Source organism: Lacrimispora amygdalina (genome assembly GCF_900205965.1).
Taxonomy (GTDB): Bacteria; Bacillota; Clostridia; order Lachnospirales; family Lachnospiraceae; genus Lacrimispora; species Lacrimispora amygdalina_A.
This window is the reverse complement of record NZ_OAOF01000034.1, coordinates 1-26,813: the sequence shown is the minus strand read 5'-3', so window position 1 is coordinate 26,813 and position 26,813 is coordinate 1. Positions and strand designations below refer to the sequence as shown.

Genomic DNA, 26,813 nt, shown 5'->3' with positions numbered 1-26,813 from the left:
CATCGCAAGAGTAAGACCCCTTGAAGACGACGAGGTAGATAGGGCAGAGGTGGAAGCATGGTAACATGTGCAGCTGACTGTCACTAATAGGTCGAGGGCTTAACCAAGTTGGTTTAGGTAGAGGAAAGAACGGATGAAAGATATATAACAATGTGTGGTTTTGAGGGTATGTGTATTATATAAATATTGCTTGAAATAGTAATGCGTAAATCCAGGTGTGGGTTTGCGCTTTTTTTGCTATTGTGCTGAATATAAAAAAAGTGAGATGATTAAAATGAATAGAAAAATAAATAAGAAGACGCCCGTAATATTGATCACCGGATATCTGGGTTCAGGAAAGACAACCCTTCTTCAGGGATTGCTTGAGGGGCAGGATAACAGCGGTCTTGCATTAATTATAAATGATATGGGGAATGTAAATATAGATGGTAAGCTGATAAAGAGTGAGAATTCCTCACAAGAAGCTGTAAAGATGGTAGAATTACAGAATGGATGTATCTGCTGCTCTTTGCGGGAAGAATTTATGAATCAGATTGAAGAGCTTTCCAAAGATCAAAGAGTAGAAAGAATATTGGTAGAGGCATCCGGAATCAGTAATCCAGCATCAATCGCAGAAGGCTTTTTGATATGGGAAGACGATTCAGAAAGTTCAGACGTTTATTTGCACTCCGTGATTACAGTTGTTGATGCAGACCGGATTTATAATGAGTTTCTGTGTGAAATGGAACAGCAACAGGAAAAAGATGAGGAAGAGGGTCCCGATATCATAAATCTGGTTATGGACCAGATCGAATTTTGCAGCACAATTATTTTAAATAAATGTGATCTGCTTTCTCCAGACAAAATCAGGCAGGTAATAAAAACGATAAAGCAGATTCAGCCAGAGGCAGAAATCATTGAGACAACATGGGGGGAAGTTGACTCCCGCCTTATATTTGATGGAAATGAGTTTGATTATGACAGAGTTATGAATTCCTCTTCCCTTCAGAAAGCGCTTGCCAGAGAAAAGCATATGGCTGAATCCGGAACAGATGATTATGGAGTGTCCTCTTTTGTTTATGAGGAAAGAAGAGCATTAGACCGACAGAGGTTTATGCTGTTTCTGGAAGAAAATTATCCTGAAACTGTAATCAGGGCCAAGGGTTATATCTGGTTCTCTGATGATGTGGTACATGCCCAGCTGTTTGAACAGGCAGGAAGAAATGCTTCTGTCTCAGAATCGACCAGTTGGGTTGCAGCCCTGCCGGAAGATGAAAGGAAAGAGATCTTTGAGTCTTATCCCGACGTGTTGGAAGATTGGGATGAGATATATGGTGACCGAATAAATCAGATAGTATTTATTGGAAGAGACTATAATAGAGAAACTATGATAAAGGAACTAAATAATTGTATTGCAGAAAAATGAAGAAATGAGAGGAGTTTAAACCTATGATAAATATACTGTTTGTCTGCCTTGGTAACATATGCAGATCCCCTATGGCAGAGTTTGTAATGAAAGATTTGATTGAAAAGAAGAATCTGACGAAAGAATTTTACATCGCTTCTGCAGCCACCAGTGCAGAAGAAACCGGCAATCCGGTTCATCACGGAACCCGGAATAAATTAAGGGAATTGGGGATTTCCACAGCCGGCAAGTACGCGGTTCAGCTAAAGAAGAGTGATTACGGAAAATATGACTATATACTGGGTATGGAACAGAGAAATATTGCGGGAATTATGCGAATTGTGGGGGGAGATCCACAGGGGAAGATAAAACGGCTTCTGGATTACAGTCTGAATCCCAGAGATATCGCTGATCCATGGTTTACTGGTGATTTTAATGTGACGTATCATGATGTGAAAGAAGGATGTGAAGCCTTACTTGCTTCTATTCTTAAGTCGGAAAGGTTTATATAAGGATAAAAACAGGTGGACATTCTCCAGATTATTGGCGAAGTCCACTTATTTTAATGTAACGTGCTAATCTTCCAGGTCTACAATAGTAATGTTCAGCGCTTCACTGGATAAATTGATCTCCTTGCCAGCAATACTGGCAGGATTGATGAAACGGATAATCGGCCGCAGTGAGAACCCTGGGGTGTTATCTTTCACAACGGCTGTACTTCCGTCGCTTAATTTGACAATTGTGCCGATCGGATAGGCGGAAACGCACTGGAAGAAAGCAGATAACAGTTCCGGGTCAAAATGGGAGTTGCAGCAGCTTGTCAGATAATCAAATATCTTACGGGGATTCCAGGCCTTACGGTACGGTCTCGTGGCACTTAAGGCATCATAAACATCTGCGATTGCAAGTATACGTCCGTAAAGTGGAATATTCTCTCCGGCAAGACCAAAAGGATACCCGCTTCCGTCATACTTTTCATGATGGGTCTGAATACCCTGAAGCACGGTCTGTGAGATGGAATTGCAGTCAAACAGCTTGTTATAGGAAAGGCTGGGATGCTGTTTCATTACTTCATATTCTTCATTTGTCAGCGGACCGGGTTTATTGGTGATTTCGATAGGAATATCTGTTTTACCAATATCGTGGAGTAATCCGCACAGTGCTAAATCGTTAAGCTTTGAAATAGAGAGTCCGATATACCGCCCAATAAGTACGCTTAAAATTCCTACATAAAGGCTGTGGGAGTAGGTGTAGCTGTCATAATCTCTGATATCAATCATTTGAAAAAGATACTTGTCCATATTCAGGACATTCATAACAACGGTTTTGGCAACGTCAGCAATATTCTCATAGATTTGTCTGCTCGTCTGAAACGTTACCTTTTTCAGACTTTCATCAAATGTTTCCTGTATGCTGATCAGCATTTTTGCCTTTAATTCTGGTTCCACAATATCTTCCGGCTCAATTCCTTGTGTAAGCGCAGTCTGAATATAGGCACCTTGAATTCCGATACTCATCATTCTGTTAATAGTACGCTCGTTAAGGACGTAACCAGCCACGGCAAAAGGCAGCATTGGGTTTAAACCAGGTATGTTGCGGGCCAACTCCATACCTTCAGTCAATTTCTCAATAGGAAGATAAATCAATTCTTTACACCTCAACAGACTAAATGGCAGTCTCTTCTTTCTGTCAGTAGTTTCCTTTTTATGTTAAAAATAGAAATATATTCATAGTTATATCTTAAATTATAGATGGATTTAACAAATGCGTCAATGAAAATTTATTTTTAACTAGTTGAATTAATTAATAAAATTTTAGTTTCATTTCATACAATAAATATATTTAATGGTATTATATGGTAATTTAATACCGGTTTTATCAATGAGAAATAAAATTTATCCATTCATACTTGACCGTCATCCTGCATAAGTATGTAAAAACGTCCTAGCAGGGGGATTTTCTTGAAGGAATATATTGAGGAACGCGCGGTTGCGATCGCCAACTACATCATAGACTACCATGCAACCGTTAGGCAGACAGCTAAGAAATTTGGGATATCCAAATCTACGGTACATAAGGATGTCACGGACCGTTTAGAGCACATCAATCCGTCCCTGGCAGCCCGGGCCAGGGTAATCCTGGACATTAACAAATCCGAGCGCCATATTAGAGGCGGTCTCGCCACCAAAGAGAAATATCAGCACCGCCTCCAGATGTGCAGCAAAAAAGATTCATAAAACAAATGGGTGGGAAACAGCCGCTGTTTGAGAAATGATAAACGTTCTTAAAACAGCGGCTGTTTTATTCAACAGCCAGAAAAAACAAAAATTTTACAAAAAACGGGTTGACATCAATCCTTAATATATGTTATTCTTTACCCCAGTATGAAGAGACATTATCGTTTTCATGCAAATATTGACCACTTCGTAAGTATGAAGTTAAGCCCAGACGGACAGGCGGGTCAGCTGCCGAACGTGGGAAACCACATTATTGATTGAGTTAGAAGCTCAAATTTTATAAGTTGATTACTTTATAATCAGTGCGTCAGCACATCATCTTGTGAAACGATCAATAATAGCAGGGACAATATATTTGCTATGTAGACTCGAAAATGGTAATTGTCATGAATATAATGCGGACGGAGGCTTATTCCGTTAAAGATTCATGAAATTTTCAGGCAGGTGATGTACATTCACCTGCTTTTTTGATTGTAAGAAATTTATTTCAGAGAGGTAATATGTTATATGAACAGAGACGATCAGATGAGGGCTCCTATTTATGATGCTCTTGAAAACTTCCGGAAAAAACGAGTAGTACCCTTTGATGTGCCTGGACATAAGCGGGGAAGGGGGAATCCGGAGCTGGCACAGCTTCTGGGTGAGCGCTGTGTGGGCCTTGACGTTAATTCAATGAAACCTTTAGATAATTTGTGCCATCCGGTTTCCGTTATACGGGATGCAGAACAGCTGGCAGCAGAAGCGTTCGGAGCGGCAGACGCGTTTTTGATGGTTGGAGGAACTACCTCAGCGGTTCAGAGCATGATTCTCTCTGTCTGTAAAGCCGGGGACAAGATTATACTTCCAAGAAATGTCCATAAAAGCGCTATTAATGCACTGGTGCTTTGCGGAGCCGTTCCGGTTTATGTAAATCCGGAGGTAAACAGTATGCTTGGGATTTCCCTGGGCATGGAGATCAGCAAGGTTGAGAAAGCCATTGAGGAGAATCCGGATGCAGTGGCAGTGTTTGTTAATAATCCGACTTATTATGGAATCTGTTCGGATCTGCGTTCCATCGTGCGTCTGGCTCATGCACATGGCATGAAGGTTCTTGCAGATGAAGCTCATGGAACCCATCTTTATTTTGGCAAAAATCTCCCTGTTTGTGCGATGGCTGCAGGTGCGGATATGGCAGCGGTTTCCATGCATAAATCCGGCGGAAGTCTGACACAGAGCTCGCTGCTTCTGCTAAATGCCGGCGTGAACGGAGATTATGTACGCCAGATCATTAACTTAACACAGACAACCAGCGCTTCCTATCTTCTTCTTTCAAGCCTTGATATATCCAGGCGGAATCTGGCGCTCAGAGGGGAAGAATCTTTTGCAAAGGTAACGGAAATGGCAGAGTACGCCAGGGAAGAAATTAATTCCATCGGAGGATATTATGCATATGGACGGGACCTGATTAATGGTACCAGTATCTTCGACTATGATGTGACCAAGCTTTCTGTTTATACGCTGGGTATCGGACTGGCAGGAATTGAGGTATATGATCTTCTTCGGGATGAATATGATATTCAGATTGAATTCGGGGATATCTGCAATATTCTTGCCTATATTTCTATCGGTGACCGGATACAGGATATAGAACGTCTTGTGGGTGCACTTGCAGATGTAGAACGGCTTTATAAAAAGGACCGGACGGGTATGCTCTCAGGAGAATACATAGCGCCTAAAGTGGTGATTTCTCCTCAGAAGGCATTCTATTCGAATAAGGTATCCGTTCCGGTCAAAGAGTCAGCCGGTAAAATCAGCGGAGAGTTTGTTATGTGTTATCCGCCTGGAATTCCCATTCTGGCGCCTGGTGAGATGATCACAGACGAGATTGTGGAATACATCGTCTATGCAAAAGAGAAGGGATGTTCCATGCAGGGAACAGAAGATCCGGCAGTGGAGAATCTGATGGTACTGACACAATAATTTCCGGTAAGCGGAGAGATGGAGGGAAATATGGAGATATGGTTTTCGGAATTGCATACATCCAATGTCAAGCTTTCCGTTCGGATTGACAAGCAGCTTTTTTCCGGCGAAAGTGAATATCAGAGAATCGATGTATTTGAATCCCAGGAATTCGGAAAGTTTGTGGCACTAGACGGAGATATTGTATTTTCAGAAAAAGATGAGTTTATTTATGATGAAATGGTTACCCATGTGCCGATGGCAGTTCATCCGGATGTGAAAAATGTTCTGATTATCGGCGGAGGTGACGGCGGAGTTGCCAAGGAGCTTTTGCAGTATCCTTCTATCGAATCCATTGACGTGGTTGAGACAGATAAGCTGTTTGTTGACGTATGCCGCGATATTTTTCCGGAGGTGGCATGCGGCCTGGCGGATAAAAGAGTCCGGGTATACTATGATGACGGACTTCGGTTTTTAAGAAATAAAAAAGAGGAATATGATCTGATTATTAATGATTCTACCGATCCCTTCGGTCATACGGAAGGGCTTTTCACCAAGGAGTTTTATGGCAGCTGTTATAAAGCACTGAAAAGTGATGGAATCATGGTCTACCAGCATGGAAGTCCCTTTTATGATGAGGATGAACTGGCCTGCAGAAGTATGCACAGGAAGGTTTACCGTTCTTTCCCGATCAGCCGCGTTTATCAGGCACATATTCCAACCTGCCCGTCAGGTTACTGGCTGTTTGGCTTTGCTTCAAAAAAATATCACCCCATTAATGATTTTAAACCGGATAAATGGAACAAAATGAATATAGAAACCTGGTACTATACAACCAATCTTCACACAGGAGCATTTATGCTGCCCAAGTATGTGGAAGATTTACTGGAAGAGGAGGAAAAAGAATGAGCAGATTATTAGTAATCGGATGCGGAGGAGTTGCCGCAGTAGCAATCAACAAGTGCTGTCAGAACAGTGAGGTATTTACGGATATCTGTATCGCAAGCAGAACAAAGGAAAAGTGTGACGCTTTAAAGGCAAAGCTGGAAGGAAAGACAGCCACAAGAATTGAGACTGCAAAAGTAGATGCGGACCATACAGACGAAGTGATTGCCCTGATTAAGAGTTATCGGCCGGATGCGGTTTTAAATGTGGCACTTCCATATCAGGATTTGACTATCATGGACGCCTGCCTGGCTGCAGGAGTGGATTACATCGATACTGCAAACTTTGAACCGGAAGATACCGATGATCCCCAGTGGAGAGCAATTTATGAAAAACGGTGTGAGGAACTTGGATTCACTGCATATTTTGATTATTCCTGGCAATGGGATTACAGGGAGAGATTTGAAAAGGCAGATATAACTGCTCTTCTTGGTACCGGCTTTGATCCTGGCGTTACCAGCGTTTTTTCTGCTTATGCACTTAAGCATTATTTTGATGAAATCCATACCATTGATATTTTAGACTGCAACGGCGGTGATCATGGATATCCATTTGCTACAAACTTTAATCCCGAGATTAATTTAAGGGAAGTTTCTGCAAACGGTTCTTACTGGGAGGATGGCCACTGGATTGAGACAAAGCCTATGGAACTGAAATCCAGATATAATTTTCCGGAGGTTGGTGAGAAGGATATGTATCTTCTTCATCATGAAGAGATTGAATCTCTGGCAAAAAACATTCCGGGAGTTAAGAGAATCCGCTTTTTTATGACATTCGGACAAAGCTATTTAACTCATATGAAGTGTCTGGAGAATGTAGGCATGCTTTCCACTTCCCCTGTGGAGTTTAATGGTCAGAATATTGTTCCGATTCAGTTTTTAAAGGCACTTCTGCCTGATCCGGCATCTCTGGGACCGAGAACGGTAGGAAAGACCAACATTGGCTGTATTTTTACAGGAATCAAAGATGGAAAAGAAAAGACTATTTACATCTATAACGTATGCGATCATCAGGAGTGCTACAAAGAGGTGGAATCACAGGCGATCTCCTATACAACCGGAGTTCCGGCTATGATCGGTGCCATGATGGTGGTGACAGGACAGTGGAAAAAGCCCGGAGTTTTCAATGTAGAGGAATTTGATCCGGATCCATATATGGAGGCGTTAAACAAATGGGGCCTTCCATGGGTAGTCTGTGAAGATCCTGAGACGGTAACCGTGTGGAGACAGGAATAATTATGAAACTTGAGGAATTAAAGACTCCCTGCTATGTGATTGATGAGGGCAGGCTCACGGATAATTTAAAGATTTTAAGTGGAGTAAAAGAGAGGACGGGATGCAGCATTCTTCTTGCACAGAAGGCATTTTCCTGTTTTGCAGAGTATCCGCTGATTGGGAAATACATTGACGGGACGACTGCAAGCGGACTGTATGAGGCAAGGCTTGGCAAGGAGGAGATGGGGTTGTCAAACCATGTTTTTGCTCCTGCTTATAAGGAAGCGGATTTTGAAGAACTGACAAAAATCTGCGACCATATTGTATTTAATTCTTTTTCCCAGCTGAAAAAATATAAGGATTGTCTTAAGGGAGTCAAAGCCGGAATCCGGATTAATCCCCAGTGTTCCACCCAGGATGGGCATGCCATTTATGATCCCTGTGCACCGGGGTCCAGACTGGGTGTGACCCGGGACCAGTTTGAGGAGGAATATCTCCCATATATATCCGGCCTTCATTTTCATACGCTTTGTGAGCAGAATGCAGACGCCCTGAAAACGACTCTGGATGCAGTGGAAGATCAGTTTGGAGAATATTTTAACCGGTTATCCTGGATTAACATGGGCGGCGGACATCATATAACCAGAGCAGATTATGATCTGGAACTTTTAGAATCCTGTATCAGGAGAATTCAGGACCGGTATGGTCTTCATGTCTATTTAGAACCGGGAGAGGCAGTTGCGTTAAACGCCGGTTATCTGGTGACAGAGGTGCTTGATGTAGTGGATAACGGAATTAAAACGTTGATTCTTGATGCCTCAGCTGCATGCCATATGCCGGATGTACTGGAAATGCCCTATCGCCCGCCGTTAAAGGACAGTGGGGAGCCGGGAGAAAAAGGTTATACGTACCGTTTGTCATCCTGTACCTGCCTGGCTGGAGATGTAATCGGAGATTATTCCTTTGATCATGAGATTTTACCGGGAGATAAGCTGTATTTTATGGATATGGCTATTTATTCCATGGTAAAGAACAATACGTTCAACGGTATTCCGCTTCCTTCCATAGCAGTTATGGACGAGAACGGAGAATGCCGTATTATCAAAGAATTTGGATATGAAGATTTTAAAAACAGGCTGTCTTAACCGGCCTGATATGAGGACAGAACGATGAAAAAGCTATCCACGTTCCCGGCAGAAGACGGATTTTATATGCCGGGAGAATTTGAGCAGCACCGGGGCTGTATTATGATCTGGCCCAAGCGGCCGGGATCCTGGCCCTATGAGGCGGCTAACGCCAGAAAGGCCTTTGCAGAAATTGCAGAAGCCATTGCAGACAGTGAACAACTGATCATGCTCACTGAAGAGGATACTTACGAGAATGCCAGAGCCATGCTTTCAGAGAGAATTAAAGTGATGGTGGTGGAATCTGACGATGCGTGGGCGAGAGATGTGGGTCCCACTTTTGTAAAAGATAAGACTGGGCGCGTCAGGGGGATAGACTGGAAGTTTAATGCCTGGGGAGGTACCTTTGACGGTCTGTATCCGGATTGGGAGAAGGATAATCTTCTGGCGGAGCGTTTTTGTGAAAAGCTGGGTTATGTTGTTTATGATGCAAGTGACTTCGTTCTGGAAGGCGGGTCCATTCATTCGGATGGGGAGGGGACGGTTCTGGTGACCGAACGTTGTCTCTTAAGCGGGGGGAGAAATCCTCTGTTGACGAAGGATCAGATTGAAGCAAGGTTAAAGAAGTATCTGGGAGCTGAGAAAATTATCTGGCTGAAATATGGCATCTATCAGGATGAAACGAATGAACATGTGGATAATGTCTGTGCTTTCGTACGCCCCGGGGAAGTAGTGCTTGCCTGGACAGAGGACAGGGAAGATCCACAGTATGAAATGTCACTTGAGGACTTGAGGATACTTGAGAGAGAGACCGATGCAAAGGGGCGCCATTTTATCGTTCATAAACTTCCGGTTCCCACGGACCCTGTCTGTATCACAAAGGATGAACTGGAAGGCTTTGTTTTTGAACCTGGTGAGGATGAAAGGGAGCCTGGAGAGCGGTTGGCTGCAAGCTATGTGAATTTTTATATTTCCAACGGGGGAGTGATTGTACCCCAGTTTGGAGATGAAAATGACAGGGAAGCAGTTCGAATTCTTACCGGCTGCTTTCCTGAGAGGAAAATATACCCTGTTTATGCCAGAGATATTATTGTTGGCGGCGGAAACATCCACTGCATCACTCAGCAGATACCAAAAGGAGAGATTGATGAGAAAGGTAACAGCGGCAGCGGTTCAGATGAAGTGCTGTGAGGACGTTGAAGAAAATATTGCGAATGCGGAAAAGCTGGTCAGGCAGGCAGCCGCAAAGGGAGCCGGGATCATACTGCTTCCGGAGCTGTTTGAGCGGACCTATTTCTGCCAGGAGAGACGGTATGAATATTACGGTTATGCAAAGCCTGCCAGGGAGAATGATGCAGTCATTCATTTTTCAAGGGTTGCAGCAGAGCTTTCAGTGGTAATACCTGTTAGTTTTTATGAGCTGGCTGGAAACACCATGTTTAATTCTGTGGCTGTTCTTGATGCAGACGGGACGAATCTGGGAATTTACCGAAAGACCCATATTCCGGATGATCACTATTATCAGGAAAAGTTTTATTTTACTCCCGGAGATACGGGGTTTAAAGTGTTTGATACTAAATATGGAAAGGTCGGTATCGGGATCTGCTGGGACCAGTGGTTTCCGGAGACAGCAAGATGTCTTGCGCTTCTGGGTGCTGAACTGATTTTTTATCCGACTGCAATTGGAAGTGAACCGATACTGGAATGTGACAGTATGGAACACTGGAGACGATGCATGATGGGACATTCTGCGTCCAATATCATTCCCGTAATTGCGGCTAACCGGATTGGAGAGGAAACGGTTATGCCCTGTGAGGAAAATGGCGGTCAGGGCTCTTCCCTGAAGTTTTACGGTTCCTCATTTATTACAGACAGTACAGGTGCTTTGATACAGACCATGGGGCGGGAAGAGCAAGGCGTGATTCTTGCGGAATTTGATTTGGATGAGATCAGCAGGGATCGCAGAAACTGGGGACTTTTCAGGGACAGACGGCCTGATCAGTATGGAATGATATCAGGAAAGATCAGACAGCAGCTTAATAATTAAAAAAAAATCATAAAATAGGCACACTCCCCATATAAATAGTAATAATCAATAAGTTGGGGAGTGCGCTATGAAGAGACTGTTTAACAGAAAATGGATGATTTTTATCGGCCTTGCCATGTGGGTGCTGGTAGTTCGTACCTTAAGCGGGTGTACAGTAAACGGGGATAATGGAGACAAAGTACGGGATCTGGATTTTTCTGTGGTAGCAGATACGGATATACCACAGGAACTCAAGCAGATAATAGCAGAAAAACAACAGTCACCCTTTAAACTGACTTACAGTGATGATAAAAACCTTTACATAGTGGTCGGATATGGAAAGCAGGATACCGGCGGTTACAGCATAGCAGTCAACGATCTTTATCTCACTGACAATTCCATAGTCCTTGATACGGAATTAATTGGTCCTGAAAAGGGCGAAAACACGGGAACGGAGCCATCTTATCCATTTATTGTGATTCGGACGGAGATGTCGGAACTTCCGGTGGTATTTCAATAATTATGTAAGAAAATAGCTGTTCTGTAAAAATATTGCAGAACAGCTATTTTAAATTTCTCTTTTTTCTTTTGCCGCCATATGATATACTACATCAAACAGGAGTCGAAAGTAAGGAGAAAAGGAAGGATCGTATGATATTAAAAGATATATGGCTTGATGTGAAAGCAGTAAAGCAGCGGGATCCGGCAGCCAGGAATGAGCTGGAAGTCCTGCTTTTGTATCAGGGGGTTCACGCACTTATCTGGCATCGTTTTGCCCATTGGTTTTATCAGCATAAGATGTTTTTTATTGCAAGGCTGATTTCCCAGACAGCCAGATTCTTTACACTCATTGAGATTCATCCGGGTGCAAAAATGGGGCATGGGATTCTGATTGATCATGGCTGTGGTGTGGTAATAGGGGAAACTGCGGTTGTGGGAGATAATTGCACGATTTATCAGGGAGTTACACTTGGCGGTGTGGGCTTAAATAAAGGCAAGCGCCACCCCACCCTTGGTAACAATGTAACAGTGGGATCAGGCGCTAAGATTCTGGGCTCTTTTGAAGTCGGAGATAACTGCACCATAGCAGCCAATGCAGTGCTTTTAAAGCCTCTTGAGAACAATGTGACGGCAGTGGGAATTCCTGCCCGTCCGGTGAAGATTGACGGTGTTCCCATACCAAAGAAGGAAAGCAAGATGGTTACCATGGAGCATTACTGTCTGATGGAGGAGCGTGTGAAAGAGCTGGAAGAGAAGCTTAATAAGCTGCTTGCTGAAAAAGAAACTGAGAATCCCGTAAATGAGGAGAAATCCCAGGAATAGAATAAAAAAAGTATATTGGAACATGCACCTGCATACACTTTCTTAAAGGAATAAAAGAAGGTAAGGCAGGTGCTTTTTCATGTTGGAGCTGGTGAAGAAAAACATACATATGAATCGTTGGAAAGGAAACGCCACATCCCAGATTACGCTTGACGATGATTTCATTGTCCCTGACAGCATGGATGATGTGGAGCAGATTATACTTAGTTCCGGTGAGATTACCGTTGATTCCGTAAAGAACCAGGCGGAGCGGGTAGTGGTCCGGGGTAAGATGGATTTTACCATACTGTATCGGGGAGCTGAAGGCGGACTTTGTACGCTTAGCGGAAGTATTAATTTTGAAGAACCAATTAATGTACCGGGACTTGAGGAGAAGGATTTTGTCCAGCTTTCCTGCGAACTGGAAGATTTAAACGCAGGAATTATCAATTCCAGAAAATTAAGCGTGAAAGCAATTATTACGCTGCAGGTTAAGGTTGAAACAGTGAGTGACGTAGAGGCTGCCATAGAAGTGGACACGAAACCTACTTCCGGAGATACTCCTAATGTGGAAACTCTCCGCAAAAATGTGGATGTGGCAACCATTGCTCTCCGCCATAAGGACACGTTCCGGATTAAGGATTCCATCAGTCTGTCTGGAAATAAGCCCAATATTGATCACATATTGTGGAGTGAGCTGAAATTAAGAGGTGTAACCACCAGGCCTGTTGATGGGAAAATGATGCTTGATGGCGAACTGATGGTTTTTATTATTTATCAGGGAGAGGGAGAAAATGCTCCCATTCAATGGATCGAGGAAAGTATTCCCTTCTCAGGAGAAATCGAGGTTGTGGATGTTACAGAAGACATGGTTCCGGTAGTTACAGTCCGGCTGGTACATAAGGATATTGAGGCGAAACCGGATACAGACGGTGAGATGAGGGAAGCTGATGTGGATGCAGTCCTGGAACTGGATATGAAGCTTTATAAAGAAGAAGATATGGAGCTTTTAACTGACTTATATTCTACCAACCGTGATCTGGGTCTTCAGACAGGAGAAGCCTGTTTTGATAAGATTCTGACTAAGAATATGAGTAAATGCAAAATTGTAGAGAAAATAACACTGGATAATGCTGACCGGATACTTCAGATTTGTCACAGTGAAGGAATGGTAAAGATTGATGAAACGGAAGTGAAGGAAGATGGTCTTCATGTAGAGGGGGTTCTGGAAGTAAAGATTCTTTATATGACTTCCGATGATATACAGCCCATTCAGTGTGCAGTAGAGGATATCCCATTTCATTTCCTTATTGAGGCTCCGGGTATTAATCAGGATACTATTTGTCAGCTTAATTCCAGCCTGGAGCAGCTGAGTGCGGTTATGATGGGAGGGGGAAGCATTGAGGTAAAGGCTACCATCTCTCTGGATCTCCTGGCGCTGCAGCCGGTATGCGAACAGATTATTACCGGTGTGACTGACTCTCCAATGGACTTTAATAATCTGCAGAAGCTGCCGGGTATTGTTGGCTACATTGTCCAGCCGGGGGATTCTTTGTGGAAAATTGCCAAAAAATTCCATACAACTGTTGACACGATCATGACAACCAACGGTCTAACGGATAGCATTGTAAAACCAGGCGACCGGTTAATTCTGGTAAAAGAGGTTTCATAATACCAGTGCCAGGCAAAAGTATGCTTTTGTCTGGCATTTCTGGCATTTATAAAGTGAATTATTTTTATAAAACAGGGTACTATAAAGATTGCTATTCACATATCGGCAAGTCCTGTTATATAATATATTATAGCTTAAGCTTTGTTCAACCATCGACGGCGCCATAACGCATCCAGCTGGTGCTTAAGATAGATGACAGGTTAGCCTGGGCGGTAGTGACGCGATTGCAAGGCGTTATTACCGTTTACATAGCATCACTTACAAATTGGAGTAAAATAATGAATTATACTTATTTATTAAAATGCGCAGATAATACCCTTTACTGTGGATGGACAAACCATTTGGAAAAAAGAATTGCTGCCCATAATCAGGGAAAAGGTGCCAAATACACGAAGGCAAGAAGACCGGTTGAGCTGGTTTATTATGAATCATATCCTACAAAGGAAGAGGCTATGCGCCGTGAAGTGCAGATTAAGAAGCTTTCCAGAAAGGACAAGCTGTTTCTTATTAAGGAATCCGGTGGTAATGGTAAAAAAGACTGACGGGGAGCACAATAAACGTTCCGGTCAGTCTTTTAATTTGGTTTTATGCAACAAAGTGATACATGAGGATATAGTGGCAGAGACTGCCTCCCATGACAAACAGATGGAAGATTTCATGATTGCCGAAGCTGCTCTTTCTGAAATGAAACAGAGGAATTTTAAGTGCATAGATAATACCTCCGATTGTATAAATCAGTCCGCCTGTCAGAAGCCACATAAATGCAGCAGGAGGCAGCGCTAAGATGATTTTACGAAACGCCAGGATACAAACCCAGCCCATGGCGATATACAGTACAGAGGAAAACCACCTGGGGCACATCACGAAGAAGCCTTTTACAACAATGCCGGATATGGCAATTCCCCAGACAAGGGCAAGCAGGCCTATACCGGTTTTGTCACCCAGGACAATTAAACAGACAGGAGTATAAGTTCCTGCAATCAGGATAAATATCATCATATGATCAAATTTCTTTAACAGCTTATTAATTTTTGGTGAGATATCAAGAGTATGGTAGATGGTGCTTGCAGCATAAAGTAAAACCATACTGATACTGAATACCGCCAGGGATACCAGATGGAGCTCTCCATCTGCTGAAGCTTTTATAAGCAGGGGAGTTGCTGCAATCAAAGCCAGTATCATGGCAATGAAATGAGTTCCCGCGCTGACCGGATCTTTAATCTTTATGTTCATAATATAACCTCCTTGCATGAGAATAGTAAACGTGTAATGTAGTATTGATAACTATGTGATATCTTTTTATATACTATACATGTTTGCGGAGTATAATGCAAGTATTTTTTGATATTCAAAGTAAAAATCTCCATTGATATTATTGGGAGTATGAAATATAATCAATGCAGCAAATGTTATTTAAGAGAGGATAACGCCCAATGAATCAAACAGTGAAGGAATTGATGGAGAGAAAATCTGTCCGTGTTTATAAAGAACAGCAGATTGAGCAGGAAAAAAAGGCGGTGATTATAGAAGCAGCCCTGCAGGCACCGACAGCAGGAAATATGACTCTGTATTCCATTATAGATGTAACTGATCCGGAATTAAAAAAGAAATTGTCTGTCACCTGTGATAATCAGCCGTTTATAGCGCAGGCGCCTATGGTGCTGGTGTTTGTGGCTGATTATCAGAAATGGTACGACCTGTTTTGTAAATATGAGGATACGGTCAGAGCACCTGGAATGGGAGACTTCATGCTGGCAGAAGATGATGCATTAATAGCTGCTCAAAATGCGGTGGTCGCAGCAGAATCCATGGGGATCGGTTCCTGCTATATCGGAGATATTTTAGAGCAGTATGAGACCCACAGGGAATTATTCTCACTTCCACGGTATGCTGTGCCTGCTGCGATGGTGGTGTTCGGCTATCCTGCCCAGCAGCAGAAAGAAAGGGTAAGCCTTTAAGGTTACGGCCGGAGGCGGTAGTTTTTGAAAATACTTACCGCCGGCTTAGTACAGAAGAATTTCAAAGGGAATTAAACAGAGTTACAGACAGAGGAGAGGATTTTGAGCGCTGGATCAGGGCTTTTTGCAGCCGGAAGTGGAACAGTGACTTCAGCAGAGAAATGAGCCGTTCTGTGAAAGCCATGATGAATCAGTGGGAAAACGAGGAGCAGCAGCCAGATGAAGCTTAATATATTATTTGAAGATCAGGACATTCTGGTTGTGGAAAAGCCTGCAGGAATAGAGTCTCAGACTGCTAAGTCATTTGAACCGGACATGGTCAGTGAAATTAAAAAACATATCAACAATATATCCACAAAGAAAGAGCAGCCATATGTGGGAGTTATCCACAGGCTGGATAAGCCGGTTGGGGGCGTAATGGTCTATGCAAAATCACAATCAATGGCTGAGGCTTTAAGCAGACAGGTTTCCGGACATCAGATGGAAAAAATCTATTATGCTGTTGTTTGTGGAAAACCTGTGGAAAACTTTGGCACATACGTGGATTATTTGTGGAAAGACGGGAAAAATAATTGCTCGAAAATTGTGGAAAAGGGGATAAAAGGTGCAAAACCTGCAGAACTGGATTACTGGGTTGTGGATTACAGGGTTTTGGATGGAAATGAGCTTAGTCTTCTTAAGATCCGGCTGAAAACCGGACGGCATCACCAGATTCGCGTACAGATGGCAGGTCATGGAACTCCATTGTGGGGAGACCGTAAGTATAATCCTGAATTTCAGGGCTTTTTATCAAAGGAGCATGTGGCATTGTTTGCTTCCGGACTTACCTTTACACATCCGTTAACGAAAAAGAGTATGAGTTTTTCCATAAAACCGGATAATGGGATATTTACCCATTTTTCCTGGGGAGATGTTTTTTAAAAGGAATTTTTTACTAGTTTGGTTTCTGAATATTTTTCTGCGTATGATTTATAATAAACATTGTACAAAAGAAGTACAAATCAGAAACAGGTGAGTCCATGGAGAAACCGAGCAGGAAACTGAAGAAAACAATTTTAATATTGGGAGTTACAGGGGCAGTTTATTTAAGCTTTCGATTTTTGCTGCCCCTTGTGATTCCCTTTTTGATTGCATATGTATTTGCACTGTCCCTTCACCCCTCAGCCCTTTGGGTCGAGAGAAAAACCAGGTTTACTTATAAAAAAAAAGTAATTTCCATACCCCTTGCCCTCATTGGCGGAGTTGAAATTCTTGTTTTTATGATTGTGCTGGGAGTAATTCTTTATTTCGGAGGCAGAAAGCTATTTATGGAAGCCAGGCTGCTGTTAAAAAATCTTCCGCAGATTTTAGATGGAATCAACAGCTGGATGATGGATAACTGTTCATTTGTAGAACGGTTTTTAAAGCTTCCGGATGGTTATATGGTAGATGTGGTCAGTGATATCATAACTGGCGGGGAGGCTGCTGTTAAAAGCAGGGCAATGCCGTTTTTAATGTCCAATTCCATGACTATTTTAAAACGGGTGATCCAGTTTACCGTTATCGTGGTAATCTTACTGATAGCTACTGTGTTATCTCTGCAGGAAATGGATGATATCCGAAGCCGCCGGGATAATTCCATGTTTTGTTATGAATACGCAATGCTGGGAAACCGTCTGATGACAGTAGGAAGTGCCTGGCTGAAGACTCAGGCAACCATTATGCTGTTTACAATGGTAATCTGCTCAGTAGGATTGTTTCTACTTGGAAATCCATATTTTATTTTGCTGGGAATAGTAATAGGGTTACTGGATGCCATGCCCATATTTGGTACTGGAACTGTTTTAATTCCCTGGGCAATCATATCCCTGATTGAAAAAAACTGGCTTTCTGGAATAGGTCTTATTATAATTTATGTAATCTGCTATTTTGTAAGAGAGATGATGGAAGCGAAAATAATGGGGGGGAAAGTGGGTCTGACCCCTCTGGAAACGCTGGTAGCCATGTATGTGGGTCTGCAGCTTTTCGGAATACTGGGCTTCATATTAGGTCCTATCGGTCTGTTGATTATTGAAGATGTCGTAGAGCTTTATGAGGGATCATGTTATAATAGTCCAAAGAAAGAGGAAAGGGGAAAGGCATGATGAATCCCGATAAATTAATTAAATTTCTGGGAATATTGGAAAAATTAAAATGTAACACCCGTCATAACTGGACCACAAACGGAAGGCAGGAAAGTGTGGCAGAGCACAGCTGGCGGCTGGCTGTGCTGGCAATGCTGCTGGCTGATGATTTTCCCGGGATTGATATGAATAAAGTTATCCGTATGTGTCTGATTCATGACTGGGGGGAGGCCCTTACCGGTGATATTCCGGCGTTTTTGAAAACGGAGTCAGATGAGGAGACAGAGGCTCTGGCCATTGAGACACTGTTGAAAAATCTGCCGGATTCTATGGCACAGGAATATTCTGTCCTGTTTGAGGAAATGGCAGACTTAAATACGGAGGAAGCCATTTTAGTAAAGGCTCTTGATAAGACTGAAACATTAATCCAGCATAATGAAGCAGGGTCGGGAACGTGGCTTCCATTGGAATATGAGCTGAATCTGACTTATGGAAATGAGGTCTGCGGGCATTTTGAAACCACGAAACGGCTGCGTGACACGGTCAGAGAGCATACATTGCGGATAATTCAGGAGGAAGTAAAACACATAAGTGAAAAGTAATACATATGAACAGATTATAAGTGAGATAAAAACGTTGAGAAGACAGCTTCATAAATGTCCGGAGCTATCCGGATCGGAGAAGGAAACCATGAAGCGGCTGAAAGAATTCTTACAGGAACGGACATCTTTTACAATAGTGGACTGTGATACCTGGTTTTATGCAGTTCATGAGGAAGCCGGAGCATGGACAAGCAAGGCATTCCGTGCAGACATGGATGCTGTGACGGGAGAGGATGGCCAGCTTTTTCACGGCTGTGGACATGATGGGCACAGTGCGGTGCTGGCTGGACTTTGTCTTCTTCTGGAGGGGAGAAAAACCGGCTGCAATGTGTATGCAATTTTTCAGCCGTCGGAAGAAACCGGACAGGGAGGAAAAATCTGCAGCAGACTTCTGGAGGAGAAAGGAATACGTGAAGTGTATGGATTTCATAATCTGCCAGGCTATCCTGCCGGACAGGCCGTGATAAAAAAAGGAACTTTTGCCTGTGCATCCAGAGGGCTGATAATTAACCTGCAGGGAAGACAGTGTCATGCAGCCTATCCGGAGGAGGGGATTAATCCGGCATGGCTGATCGGAGAACTGATCGGCAGTATCCCTTCCCTGGCAGAAAGGGCAGCTTCACAGGGTATGGTACTGGCAACAATTATAGAAGTGAAAGCAGGAGGAGAGAATTTCGGAGTATCACCAGCTGACGGCAGACTGGCAATCACCATACGGGCAGAGCGTCTCCCGGAACTTAACCGGTTTCAGGCTTTTATACTTTCCCTGGCTGAAAAACGTGCGGTTGAAGGGGGATTAAAGTTCTGGTATGAGATAGTTGATGAATTTCCGGATACATATAATGAACCGGATATGGCTGAAGTCTGTAAAAGAAGATTTGAGGAAAGCAGAATTGCTTATGTGGAAGAATCTGTTCCGTTTCGGTGGTCAGAGGACTTTGGCTGGTATTTGATGAAAGCTCCGGGTATGTTTTTCGGTGTGGGAGCCGGAGAGGACTGTCCAGGCCTTCATACAGGCGCCTACGAATTCCCGGATGAGATTCTGGAAGCTGCAGTACGGGCGTTTGAAGCATTATTATAGGAAATGTCTGGGAAAATGCATGATCCTCCTCTTGACAAAAATTTATAAATAACGTAAAATCAAGCATACAATCTGTAAAATTAATAAAAAAAGACATTGAAGAGGATTACTAAGTCATGATGTATTTCAGAGAGAAGGCCATTAGCTGAAAAGCCTTTATACCCCTCACGACCCAACCTGCCTCGGAGTCCCGCAGAAAACTGCGGCGCGTGTCCGGCGTTATCGGATTATAAGTGAGCCGCAGAAAGCAGCGGCTAAATTGGGTGGCACCGCCGAGCTGTTCGGTCCCTTTTCTGGGGATCGGATGGCTCTTTTTGTATCCCTCTATGCCCAAAAAGCATGGGCGGAATAATGAAACACCCTACGGGTATCCCTCTATGCCCAAAAAGCATGGGCGGGAATAATGAAACACCCTACGGGTATCCCTCTATGCCCAAAAAGCATGGGCGGGAATAATGAAACACCCTACGGGTATCCCTCTATGCCCAAAAAGCATGGGCGGGAATAATGAAAGGAGAGAGTTAATCATGGCGAAGGACAAGAAATTAGTAGAAGCGATCACATCCATGGATGTTGATTTCGCACAGTGGTACACAGATGTAGTTAAAAAAGCAGAATTAATCGATTACTCCAGTGTAAAAGGCTGTATGGTTATAAAACCGGCAGGCTATGCGATCTGGGAGAACATTCAGAAGGAGCTGGATTCCAGATTTAAAGAAACCGGCGTGGAAAATGTATATATGCCTATGTTCATTCCGGAAAGCCTGTTAGAGAAAGAAAAAGATCATGTTGAGGGATTCGCTCCGGAAGTGGCATGGGTGACTCATGGAGGACTTGAGCCATTGCAGGAAAGGCTTTGTGTCAGACCTACCTCAGAGACATTATTCTGTGATTTTTACTCCAGAGAAATCCAGTCTTACCGGGATCTTCCCAAGGTATATAACCAGTGGTGTTCCGTTGTAAGATGGGAAAAAACAACCAGACCTTTCCTTCGTTCCAGAGAGTTCTTATGGCAGGAAGGCCATACTGCTCATGCCACTGCTAAAGAAGCAGAGGAAAGAACAGAAATGATGCTTAACTTATATGCAGATTTTTGTGAAGAAGTACTTGCGATGCCTGTTATCCGCGGTCAGAAAACGGATAAGGAGAAATTTGCCGGTGCTGAGGCTACTTATACGATTGAAGCACTGATGCATGATGGTAAAGCACTTCAGTCCGGAACCAGCCATAATTTCGGAAGCGGATTTGCAAAGGCGTTCGAGATCCAGTATTCAGATAAAGAAAATAAGCTTCAGTACGTTCATCAGACCTCATGGGGATTAAGCACCAGACTGATTGGCGGTCTGATTATGGTACATGGTGATGATAACGGTCTTGTGCTTCCTCCAAGAATTGCTCCTGTTCAGGTGATGATCGTACCTGTTCAGCAGCAGAAGGAAGGCGTTCTTGAAAAAGCTTATGAATTAAAGAAGATTCTTTCTAATTATAAGGTAAAAGTTGATGATTCTGATAAGAGCCCGGGCTGGAAGTTCAGTGAATCCGAGATGAGGGGAATACCGGTGCGTGTTGAGATCGGACCGAGAGATATCGCTGAGAATCAGGCCGTTCTTGTACGCCGCGATACTCATGAAAAATTGACGGTGTCATTAGATGAATTAAATGATAAAGTGGGAGAGCTTTTAAACGCCATTCAGCACGGTATGCTTGAACGTGCCCGTGCCCACCGGGATGCCCACACCTATGAGGCCGTGGATATGGAAACTTTTGTTAAGACCGTAGAAGAAAAGCCGGGCTTTGTAAAGGCAATGTGGTGCGGCTGCCAGGAGTGTGAGGATAAGATCAAGGAACTCACAGGTGCTACATCCAGATGTATGCCATTTAAGCAGGAACATCTGTCGGATACCTGCATTTGCTGTGGGAAGCCGGCTGTTAAAATGGTTTACTGGGGCAGAGCTTATTAAACAGTAAGTATATAAGTCAGGAGGAAATGCAGTGATTACAATTCAGGTACCGGAAGCAGCAGGAACGATCATAAAACAACTGAATACCCATGGATTTGAAGCCTATGTGGTGGGCGGGTGTGTGAGAGACAGTCTGCTTGGACGGGTACCCAAGGACTGGGATATCACCACCTCTGCAAAACCAGAACAGGTAAAGGAAATTTTTGCAAGGACCGTGGATACGGGAATTCAGCATGGTACGGTTACAGTGTTGATGGAGCACGAAGCCTATGAAGTAACGACCTACCGGATTGATGGAGAATATGAGGACGGACGGCACCCAAAGTCTGTAGAATTCACCGGAAATCTGCAGGAAGATCTAAAACGACGGGATTTTACCATTAATGCAATGGCTTATAGTGACAGAGACGGACTGGTGGACGTTTTTGGCGGTACCAGGGATTTGCAAGATGGAATAATCCGCTGTGTGGGCAATCCCATGGACCGGTTTCATGAGGATGCTCTAAGAATTCTTCGGGCAATCCGCTTTTGTGCACAGCTGGGGTTTGCAATTGAAGAAGACACCAGCAAAGCCATCTCCGTGATCGCCCCCAATATGGAAAAAGTAAGTAAGGAACGGATAGCGGTGGAACTGACGAAGCTTCTTCTTTCGGATTATCCGGAACAGATGCGGGCTGTTTTTGAAAGCGGAATTGCCCCTTATGTTTCGGTGCATTTTCCCAATGCAGAAAATGGACTTTATGAGCTGGAAAAACTAAAACAGCTGCCTTCCAATAAGCACGTACGCTGGACTGGTTTTCTTCGGTTTTTAGATCAGAGTGAGGCGTCTGGTATTCTTAAGGAGCTAAAGCTGGATAATGATACCATTGATCAGGTAAAAACCTTAATAAGTTTCTGGAGGACAGAAATTTCAGCATCAAAACCGGAGATCAGAAAGGTTATGAGCATGATCAATGCTTCCCTTTTTGAAGAGCTTCTGGAATTCCAAAAGGTCTTCTTAACCGGACCTTACCTTAAACAACTTAAGGCAGTCAGTCAGTATGCCGGGGAAATTATCAGAGACGGAGACTGCATTCGCTTAAAGGATATGGCAGTAACCGGGAAAGATCTGATTGAAGCCGGTATAAAACCAGGCCCTGAACTGGGTGAAATCTTAGAAATGTTATTAGCGGAAGTTTTAAAAAATCCGGAAAATAACACCCGTGAATATCTGCTGAATTATATGAATGACCGATCTTGAAAACATGCCTGGGCATGGAATACTTTCCCCAGGAGTTTGCATATTTTTTTCTACCCCTTCATACCCTAGAAGTAGCTGATTAGCTAAGAGTTGGAGGGGTGGTTGTGAACGAGAAATACACAGAGGTGCTTTCGCAGTATGAGCTAGAAATTCTGGATGTGAGACGCGGCCGGGGCGCCTGGCTGTGTGAAACAGATCAGGGGCTTAAGCTGCTGAGGGAATATAAAGGAACCATAAAGCGCCTGGAATTTGAAGATCAGGTATTTTTACAACTGGAAGAAACCGGCCATTTGAATGTGGATCGCTACGTCAGAAATAAAGAAGGTGAAATTCTCTCCAGTGCCGAGGATGGAACCCGGTGGATCGTGAAAAGCTGGTATGCAGACCGGGAATGTAATTTAAAGGATAGCAAAGAGGTGCTTTGTGCCATTGAACGGATTGCTTTATTACATAAAATGTTGCGTAAGGTAGAGTTTAAAGAGGAATGGAATTTAGGATCCATTCTGGTGCAGCAGCCGGCTGAGGAGATGGAGCGTCACAATAGGGAACTGATTCGTGCCCGCAGTTTTATCCGAAGCAAAAGACGTAAGTCTGAGTTCGAACTTTGTGTCATGGGTAATTATGACGTATTTTTTGATCAGGCTATGGAAGCCTGCAAAGGACTTGCAGGTTTTTGTGAGGAACGCGGGATTGGGGAGGGGTATTTGTGTCATGGGGATTTAAACCAGCATCATATTCTGATGTGTGCCCATGATGTAGCGATTGTAGAGTTTAACCGGATGCACAGAGGCATGCAGATGGAGGATCTTTATCATTTTATGAGAAAAGCTATGGAAAAGCATGACTGGAATCTAAAGTTGGGCATGTCCATGCTTGATACATATACAAACATACTTCCTTTATCAAGTGCAGACAGAACCTGCCTGTACTACCTGTTTTTGTATCCGGAAAAATACTGGAAGCAGATTAACTTTTATTATAATGCTAATAAAGCCTGGATACCGGCCAGAAATATTGAAAAACTAAGGGATTTGGAGATTCAGCAGCCCATGCGGAATCTTTTCCTGTCAAGAATAAAATAATGGGAATCTGCTTTCCTTTTACTTTGTTATGATTTATAATAACCATAACATTAAGTAGAGAGAAGGGAGCATTTTGCTTATGAAAGATTACAGGAGTATCTATGAAGAATGGCTGTCAAATCCATATTTTGATGAGGCAACGAAAGAAGAACTCCGAGGGATCAAAGATGATGATAACGAGATCAAAGAGCGATTTTATCAGGATCTGGAATTCGGTACCGCCGGTTTAAGAGGTGTAATCGGAGCCGGCATCAACCGCATGAATATCTATGTGGTCAGAAGAGCCACCCAGGGTCTTGCAAATTATATCATAAAACAGGGCGGAGCCCATAAGGGCGTAGCCATAGCATATGACTCCAGACATATGTCTCCGGAATTCGCAGAGGAAGCTGCACTGACACTTGCTGCCAATGGAATCAAAGCATATAAGTTTGAATCTCTGCGCCCGACTCCGGAGCTTTCGTTTGCTGTGAGAAAGCTGGGCTGTATTGCTGGACTCAATATTACGGCCAGCCATAATCCACCGGAATATAACGGTTATAAAGTGTATTGGGAGGATGGCGCACAGTTTACACCACCTCATGATCAGGGAGTAACCGGTGAGGTTTTAGCAATAACGGATATCTCTACCGTAATGACCGTAACGAGAAAAGAGGCTGTTGCAGCAGGTAAATATGAGATTATAGGAGCTGATGTAGATGATGCCTACATTGCCCAGGTAAAAGCCCAGGTGATGAATCAGGACGCAATCAATCAGATGAAAGATAAACTTTCCATCGTTTATACCCCTCTTCATGGTACAGGCAATATTCCGGCAAGAAGGGTTTTAAAGGAACTGGGATTTACACATGTATACGTGGTTCCGGAACAGGAGCAGCCGGATGGGGATTTCCCTACTGTCAGTTACCCCAATCCGGAGGCAGAGGAAGCATTTGAGCTGGGGCTTTCCCTTGCAAGAGAAAAAGATGCGGACCTTGTTCTGGCAACCGATCCCGATGCGGACCGTCTGGGAGTATATGTAAAAGATTACAAATCAGGAGAATATATTCCCCTCACCGGCAATATGTCGGGCTCCCTGCTTTGCGAGTATGTATTAAGCCAGAGACAGGAAAGAAATGATATTCCGTCTGACGGTCAGGTGGTTAAATCCATAGTGACAACCAATCTGGTTGACGCAGTGGCAAAATCTTACGGATGCGAACTGATTGAGGTTCTGACGGGATTTAAATATATCGGACAACAGATCTTAAAGGAAGAGGCCACCGGATATGGCACCTATCTGTTTGGTCTGGAAGAAAGCTATGGCTGCCTGATCGGAACTTATGCACGGGATAAAGATGCGATCTCAGCAACCGCTGCTCTTTGTGAGGCTGCTGCGTATTATAAGGCGAAAGGCATGAGTCTTTGGGATGCCATGGTTGCAATGTATGAAAAATATGGTTATTACAAGGATGCTGTTAATTCAATCGGATTGAAGGGGATTGAAGGTCAGGCTAAGATCCGGGCGATTATGGAAGCCATGCGGGGGAATACTCCTTCTGCGTTTGGCGGATATAAAGTTCTTACAGCAAAGGATTATAAGACAGATGCAGTAAAGAATATGGAAACAGGAGCGGTTGGTTCCACCGGATTGCCGTCTTCTGATGTGCTTTATTATGAACTGGAGGAGGATGCGTGGTTATGCGTCAGACCTTCCGGAACAGAACCAAAGATTAAGTTCTATTATGGTGTTAAGGGAACCACAATGGAGGATGCACAAGAGAAATCTGAAAAGCTTGGAAAAGCTTTGATGGCAATGGTTGATCATATGGTTTCATAGAATAAAAAGAAGGAAATCCTTTTGGGGAGATCCTTCTTTTTTCTATTTTTTGAATTTTCTTGCATTTTCCTTTAATTCACGAAGTGCTTCTCCAAAAAGACGGGATGAGGCGGAAGGGTTGCGTCTGAGAAGTCCCTTCGGATAGAATGTGAGCCGCCCGTTTAATTTTTCCCTCTTTTCAGTCAGGGACTGAAGCCGCTCTGCCAAAGCAGATTCCCTGATTGCATTGGTAGTTTCGGTTTTTAAAGATGTGAGTTTTACCATGGTTTCTTCTTTTACGTTAGCCGCTTTTTGTATGGTCTCAGATTTTAATTCGGATACTTTCTGGGCGGTCTCTGCTTTCAGAAGTGACATCTGTACCTGAACTTCCTCCAGCTCAGCCCTGATTTTCGTTAAGGATTCCAGCACCTTGCCAAGATCAAGCGCCGCCTTTGTGGACTGAATAGTGTCATAAATAAACAGGATACCAATTCCTGCTACCAGTAAGATACACGTGATCTCACTTAGCTGCAAAACCATCCATTCCAGAGGGCGGTGAACCACTTCTGTTAAAAGAATGGTAAGAAAGCCCCAGGCAATGGAGGTACCTAGACAGACGTATCCATTTATATTAAAGGGGTTGTTGCTGTAGTCCCAATACTTCATCTTAAATAATCGTTCCATGATATAACCGGTCAGATACTCAAGAACTGATGCCCCCATCATCCCGGAAAGAAAGACCAGAATCAGATTGCCTTTCACAGGAATAGATAAAAACAGCATGAGAATTGCACCGCTTCCGTAGAGAGGAAGCAGGGGAAGTCTTAAAAATCCCCGGTTTACAAAATGCAGGCTTCTTACAGAAACATAAGTAGATTCGATTACCCAGCCGATAAAGCAATAAATGAAAAAAAACAGCAGCCAGTGATACCAAGTATATACATACATGCTTATATCCCTTTCTTCATGTATTCATGTTGGATCTATCATATACGGTTTTGTCTATTTTTGCAACTAAAATGCGCAGGCTGTAAGTGGTAAACTATAACCAGCAGATTTAGGCAAATAAAATCCAGCAACTATTACGGAACATCATCGAATGATATACTGTCATTCGGAGGTGAAGAAAGGATGGTTAAATGGATGG

At 43.4% G+C, this 26,813-nt stretch carries 25 protein-coding genes, 1 rRNA gene and 1 other annotated feature; of the genes, 23 read left to right on the top strand and 3 right to left on the bottom strand.

The genetic code is table 11. The features are described from left to right. From CRO04_RS24155 to CRO04_RS24145, 3 genes are all read left to right on the top strand, one after another. Positions 1-107: ribosomal RNA gene (locus tag CRO04_RS24155) — 23S ribosomal RNA — on the top strand; the annotation flags it as partial. Between the two features lie 167 nt (positions 108-274). Further along, a complete protein-coding gene (locus tag CRO04_RS24150) occupies positions 275-1,405 on the top strand; it encodes a CobW family GTP-binding protein (RefSeq protein WP_097006811.1) in 1,131 nt (376 codons plus the stop codon). Positions 1,406-1,428: 23 nt separating this feature from the next. Next, the gene (locus CRO04_RS24145; protein ID WP_097006810.1) at positions 1,429-1,896 is read left to right on the top strand and encodes a low molecular weight protein-tyrosine-phosphatase; all 468 of its coding nucleotides are present in this window, start codon (positions 1,429-1,431) and stop codon (positions 1,894-1,896) included. A 63-nt stretch (positions 1,897-1,959) separates the two neighbouring features. Here the strand turns inward: CRO04_RS24145 and CRO04_RS24140 are convergent, their stop codons facing one another. After that, positions 1,960-3,030 carry an HD-GYP domain-containing protein gene (locus tag CRO04_RS24140; protein ID WP_097006809.1) on the bottom strand — a complete coding sequence of 357 codons (1,071 nt, stop codon included), beginning with the start codon at positions 3,028-3,030 and terminating at the stop codon, positions 1,960-1,962. A gap of 315 nt (positions 3,031-3,345) precedes the next feature. Here CRO04_RS24140 and spoIIID point away from each other — a divergent pair, with 315 nt between their 5' ends. From spoIIID to CRO04_RS24085, 11 genes are all read left to right on the top strand, one after another. After that, positions 3,346-3,621: a sporulation transcriptional regulator SpoIIID gene (gene spoIIID, locus CRO04_RS24135; protein ID WP_097006808.1), complete on the top strand. Its 276-nt coding sequence runs from the start codon at positions 3,346-3,348 to the stop codon at positions 3,619-3,621. A gap of 507 nt (positions 3,622-4,128) precedes the next feature. Beyond that, positions 4,129-5,580: an aminotransferase class I/II-fold pyridoxal phosphate-dependent enzyme gene (locus CRO04_RS24130; protein ID WP_097006807.1), complete on the top strand. Its 1,452-nt coding sequence runs from the start codon at positions 4,129-4,131 to the stop codon at positions 5,578-5,580. Between the two features lie 30 nt (positions 5,581-5,610). After that, positions 5,611-6,468 (top strand): polyamine aminopropyltransferase, encoded by an 858-nt coding sequence (gene speE, locus CRO04_RS24125; protein ID WP_097006806.1) that lies wholly within the window; start codon positions 5,611-5,613, stop codon positions 6,466-6,468. Then, positions 6,465-7,739, top strand: a complete 1,275-nt coding sequence (locus tag CRO04_RS24120; RefSeq protein ID WP_097006805.1) for a saccharopine dehydrogenase family protein — start codon at positions 6,465-6,467, stop codon at positions 7,737-7,739. Before speE ends, CRO04_RS24120 begins: the two co-directional genes overlap by 4 nt. Before the next feature lie 2 nt (positions 7,740-7,741). Next, entirely contained in the window at positions 7,742-8,863 is a 1,122-nt protein-coding gene (gene nspC / locus CRO04_RS24115) for a carboxynorspermidine decarboxylase (protein WP_097006804.1), read from the top strand. A gap of 24 nt (positions 8,864-8,887) precedes the next feature. Beyond that, positions 8,888-10,033, top strand: coding sequence for an agmatine deiminase (gene aguA, locus CRO04_RS24110; protein ID WP_097006803.1), 1,146 nt, complete (start codon positions 8,888-8,890; stop codon positions 10,031-10,033). Next, the gene (aguB, locus tag CRO04_RS24105) at positions 9,990-10,889 is read left to right on the top strand and encodes an N-carbamoylputrescine amidase (RefSeq protein ID WP_097006802.1); all 900 of its coding nucleotides are present in this window, start codon (positions 9,990-9,992) and stop codon (positions 10,887-10,889) included. The genes aguA and aguB overlap by 44 nt, the downstream gene beginning before the upstream one ends. A 115-nt stretch (positions 10,890-11,004) precedes the next feature. After that, the gene (locus CRO04_RS24100; RefSeq protein WP_420323216.1) at positions 11,005-11,388 is read left to right on the top strand and encodes a protease complex subunit PrcB family protein; all 384 of its coding nucleotides are present in this window, start codon (positions 11,005-11,007) and stop codon (positions 11,386-11,388) included. A gap of 131 nt (positions 11,389-11,519) precedes the next feature. Further along, positions 11,520-12,191 (top strand): serine O-acetyltransferase, encoded by a 672-nt coding sequence (gene cysE, locus CRO04_RS24095; protein ID WP_097006800.1) that lies wholly within the window; start codon positions 11,520-11,522, stop codon positions 12,189-12,191. A gap of 79 nt (positions 12,192-12,270) precedes the next feature. Next, the gene (locus tag CRO04_RS24090) at positions 12,271-13,842 is read left to right on the top strand and encodes a DUF3794 and LysM peptidoglycan-binding domain-containing protein (protein WP_097006799.1); all 1,572 of its coding nucleotides are present in this window, start codon (positions 12,271-12,273) and stop codon (positions 13,840-13,842) included. Positions 13,843-14,120: 278 nt separating this feature from the next. Further along, on the top strand, positions 14,121-14,384 hold the full coding sequence (locus tag CRO04_RS24085) for a GIY-YIG nuclease family protein (protein WP_097006798.1): 264 nt from the start codon (positions 14,121-14,123) through the stop codon (positions 14,382-14,384). A gap of 43 nt (positions 14,385-14,427) precedes the next feature. On the opposite strand, the gene trhA is transcribed toward CRO04_RS24085, so the two are convergent. Then, a complete protein-coding gene (gene trhA / locus CRO04_RS24080) occupies positions 14,428-15,075 on the bottom strand; it encodes a PAQR family membrane homeostasis protein TrhA (protein ID WP_097006797.1) in 648 nt (215 codons plus the stop codon). Positions 15,076-15,275: 200 nt separating this feature from the next. On the opposite strand from trhA, the gene CRO04_RS24075 reads away from it, so the two are divergent. From CRO04_RS24075 to CRO04_RS24035, 9 genes are all read left to right on the top strand, one after another. Beyond that, positions 15,276-15,800, top strand: a complete 525-nt coding sequence (locus CRO04_RS24075) for a nitroreductase family protein (RefSeq protein WP_330400932.1) — start codon at positions 15,276-15,278, stop codon at positions 15,798-15,800. A 219-nt stretch (positions 15,801-16,019) separates the two neighbouring features. Next, positions 16,020-16,721 carry an RluA family pseudouridine synthase gene (locus CRO04_RS24070; RefSeq protein WP_097006796.1) on the top strand — a complete coding sequence of 234 codons (702 nt, stop codon included), beginning with the start codon at positions 16,020-16,022 and terminating at the stop codon, positions 16,719-16,721. A gap of 98 nt (positions 16,722-16,819) precedes the next feature. Next, the gene (ytvI, locus tag CRO04_RS24065) at positions 16,820-17,923 is read left to right on the top strand and encodes a sporulation integral membrane protein YtvI (RefSeq protein ID WP_097006795.1); all 1,104 of its coding nucleotides are present in this window, start codon (positions 16,820-16,822) and stop codon (positions 17,921-17,923) included. Then, the gene (locus CRO04_RS24060; RefSeq protein WP_330400931.1) at positions 17,920-18,504 is read left to right on the top strand and encodes an HD domain-containing protein; all 585 of its coding nucleotides are present in this window, start codon (positions 17,920-17,922) and stop codon (positions 18,502-18,504) included. The genes ytvI and CRO04_RS24060 overlap by 4 nt, the downstream gene beginning before the upstream one ends. Then, positions 18,494-19,585: a M20 metallopeptidase family protein gene (locus tag CRO04_RS24055; protein ID WP_097006793.1), complete on the top strand. Its 1,092-nt coding sequence runs from the start codon at positions 18,494-18,496 to the stop codon at positions 19,583-19,585. The genes CRO04_RS24060 and CRO04_RS24055 overlap by 11 nt, the downstream gene beginning before the upstream one ends. Before the next feature lie 87 nt (positions 19,586-19,672). After that, positions 19,673-19,878: a binding site (T-box leader), on the top strand. A gap of 234 nt (positions 19,879-20,112) precedes the next feature. Further along, positions 20,113-21,546, top strand: coding sequence for a proline--tRNA ligase (gene proS, locus CRO04_RS24050; RefSeq protein WP_097006792.1), 1,434 nt, complete (start codon positions 20,113-20,115; stop codon positions 21,544-21,546). Between the two features lie 34 nt (positions 21,547-21,580). Then, positions 21,581-22,786, top strand: a complete 1,206-nt coding sequence (locus CRO04_RS24045) for a CCA tRNA nucleotidyltransferase (protein WP_097006812.1) — start codon at positions 21,581-21,583, stop codon at positions 22,784-22,786. A 104-nt stretch (positions 22,787-22,890) separates the two neighbouring features. Continuing rightward, entirely contained in the window at positions 22,891-23,868 is a 978-nt protein-coding gene (locus CRO04_RS24040; RefSeq protein ID WP_097006791.1) for a spore coat protein CotS, read from the top strand. 79 nt (positions 23,869-23,947) lie between these two features. Next, the gene (locus CRO04_RS24035; RefSeq protein ID WP_097006790.1) at positions 23,948-25,687 is read left to right on the top strand and encodes a phospho-sugar mutase; all 1,740 of its coding nucleotides are present in this window, start codon (positions 23,948-23,950) and stop codon (positions 25,685-25,687) included. Between the two features lie 42 nt (positions 25,688-25,729). Here the strand turns inward: CRO04_RS24035 and CRO04_RS24030 are convergent, their stop codons facing one another. After that, on the bottom strand, positions 25,730-26,614 hold the full coding sequence (locus tag CRO04_RS24030; RefSeq protein ID WP_097006789.1) for a putative ABC transporter permease: 885 nt from the start codon (positions 26,612-26,614) through the stop codon (positions 25,730-25,732). Positions 26,615-26,813: the final 199 nt, after the last annotated feature.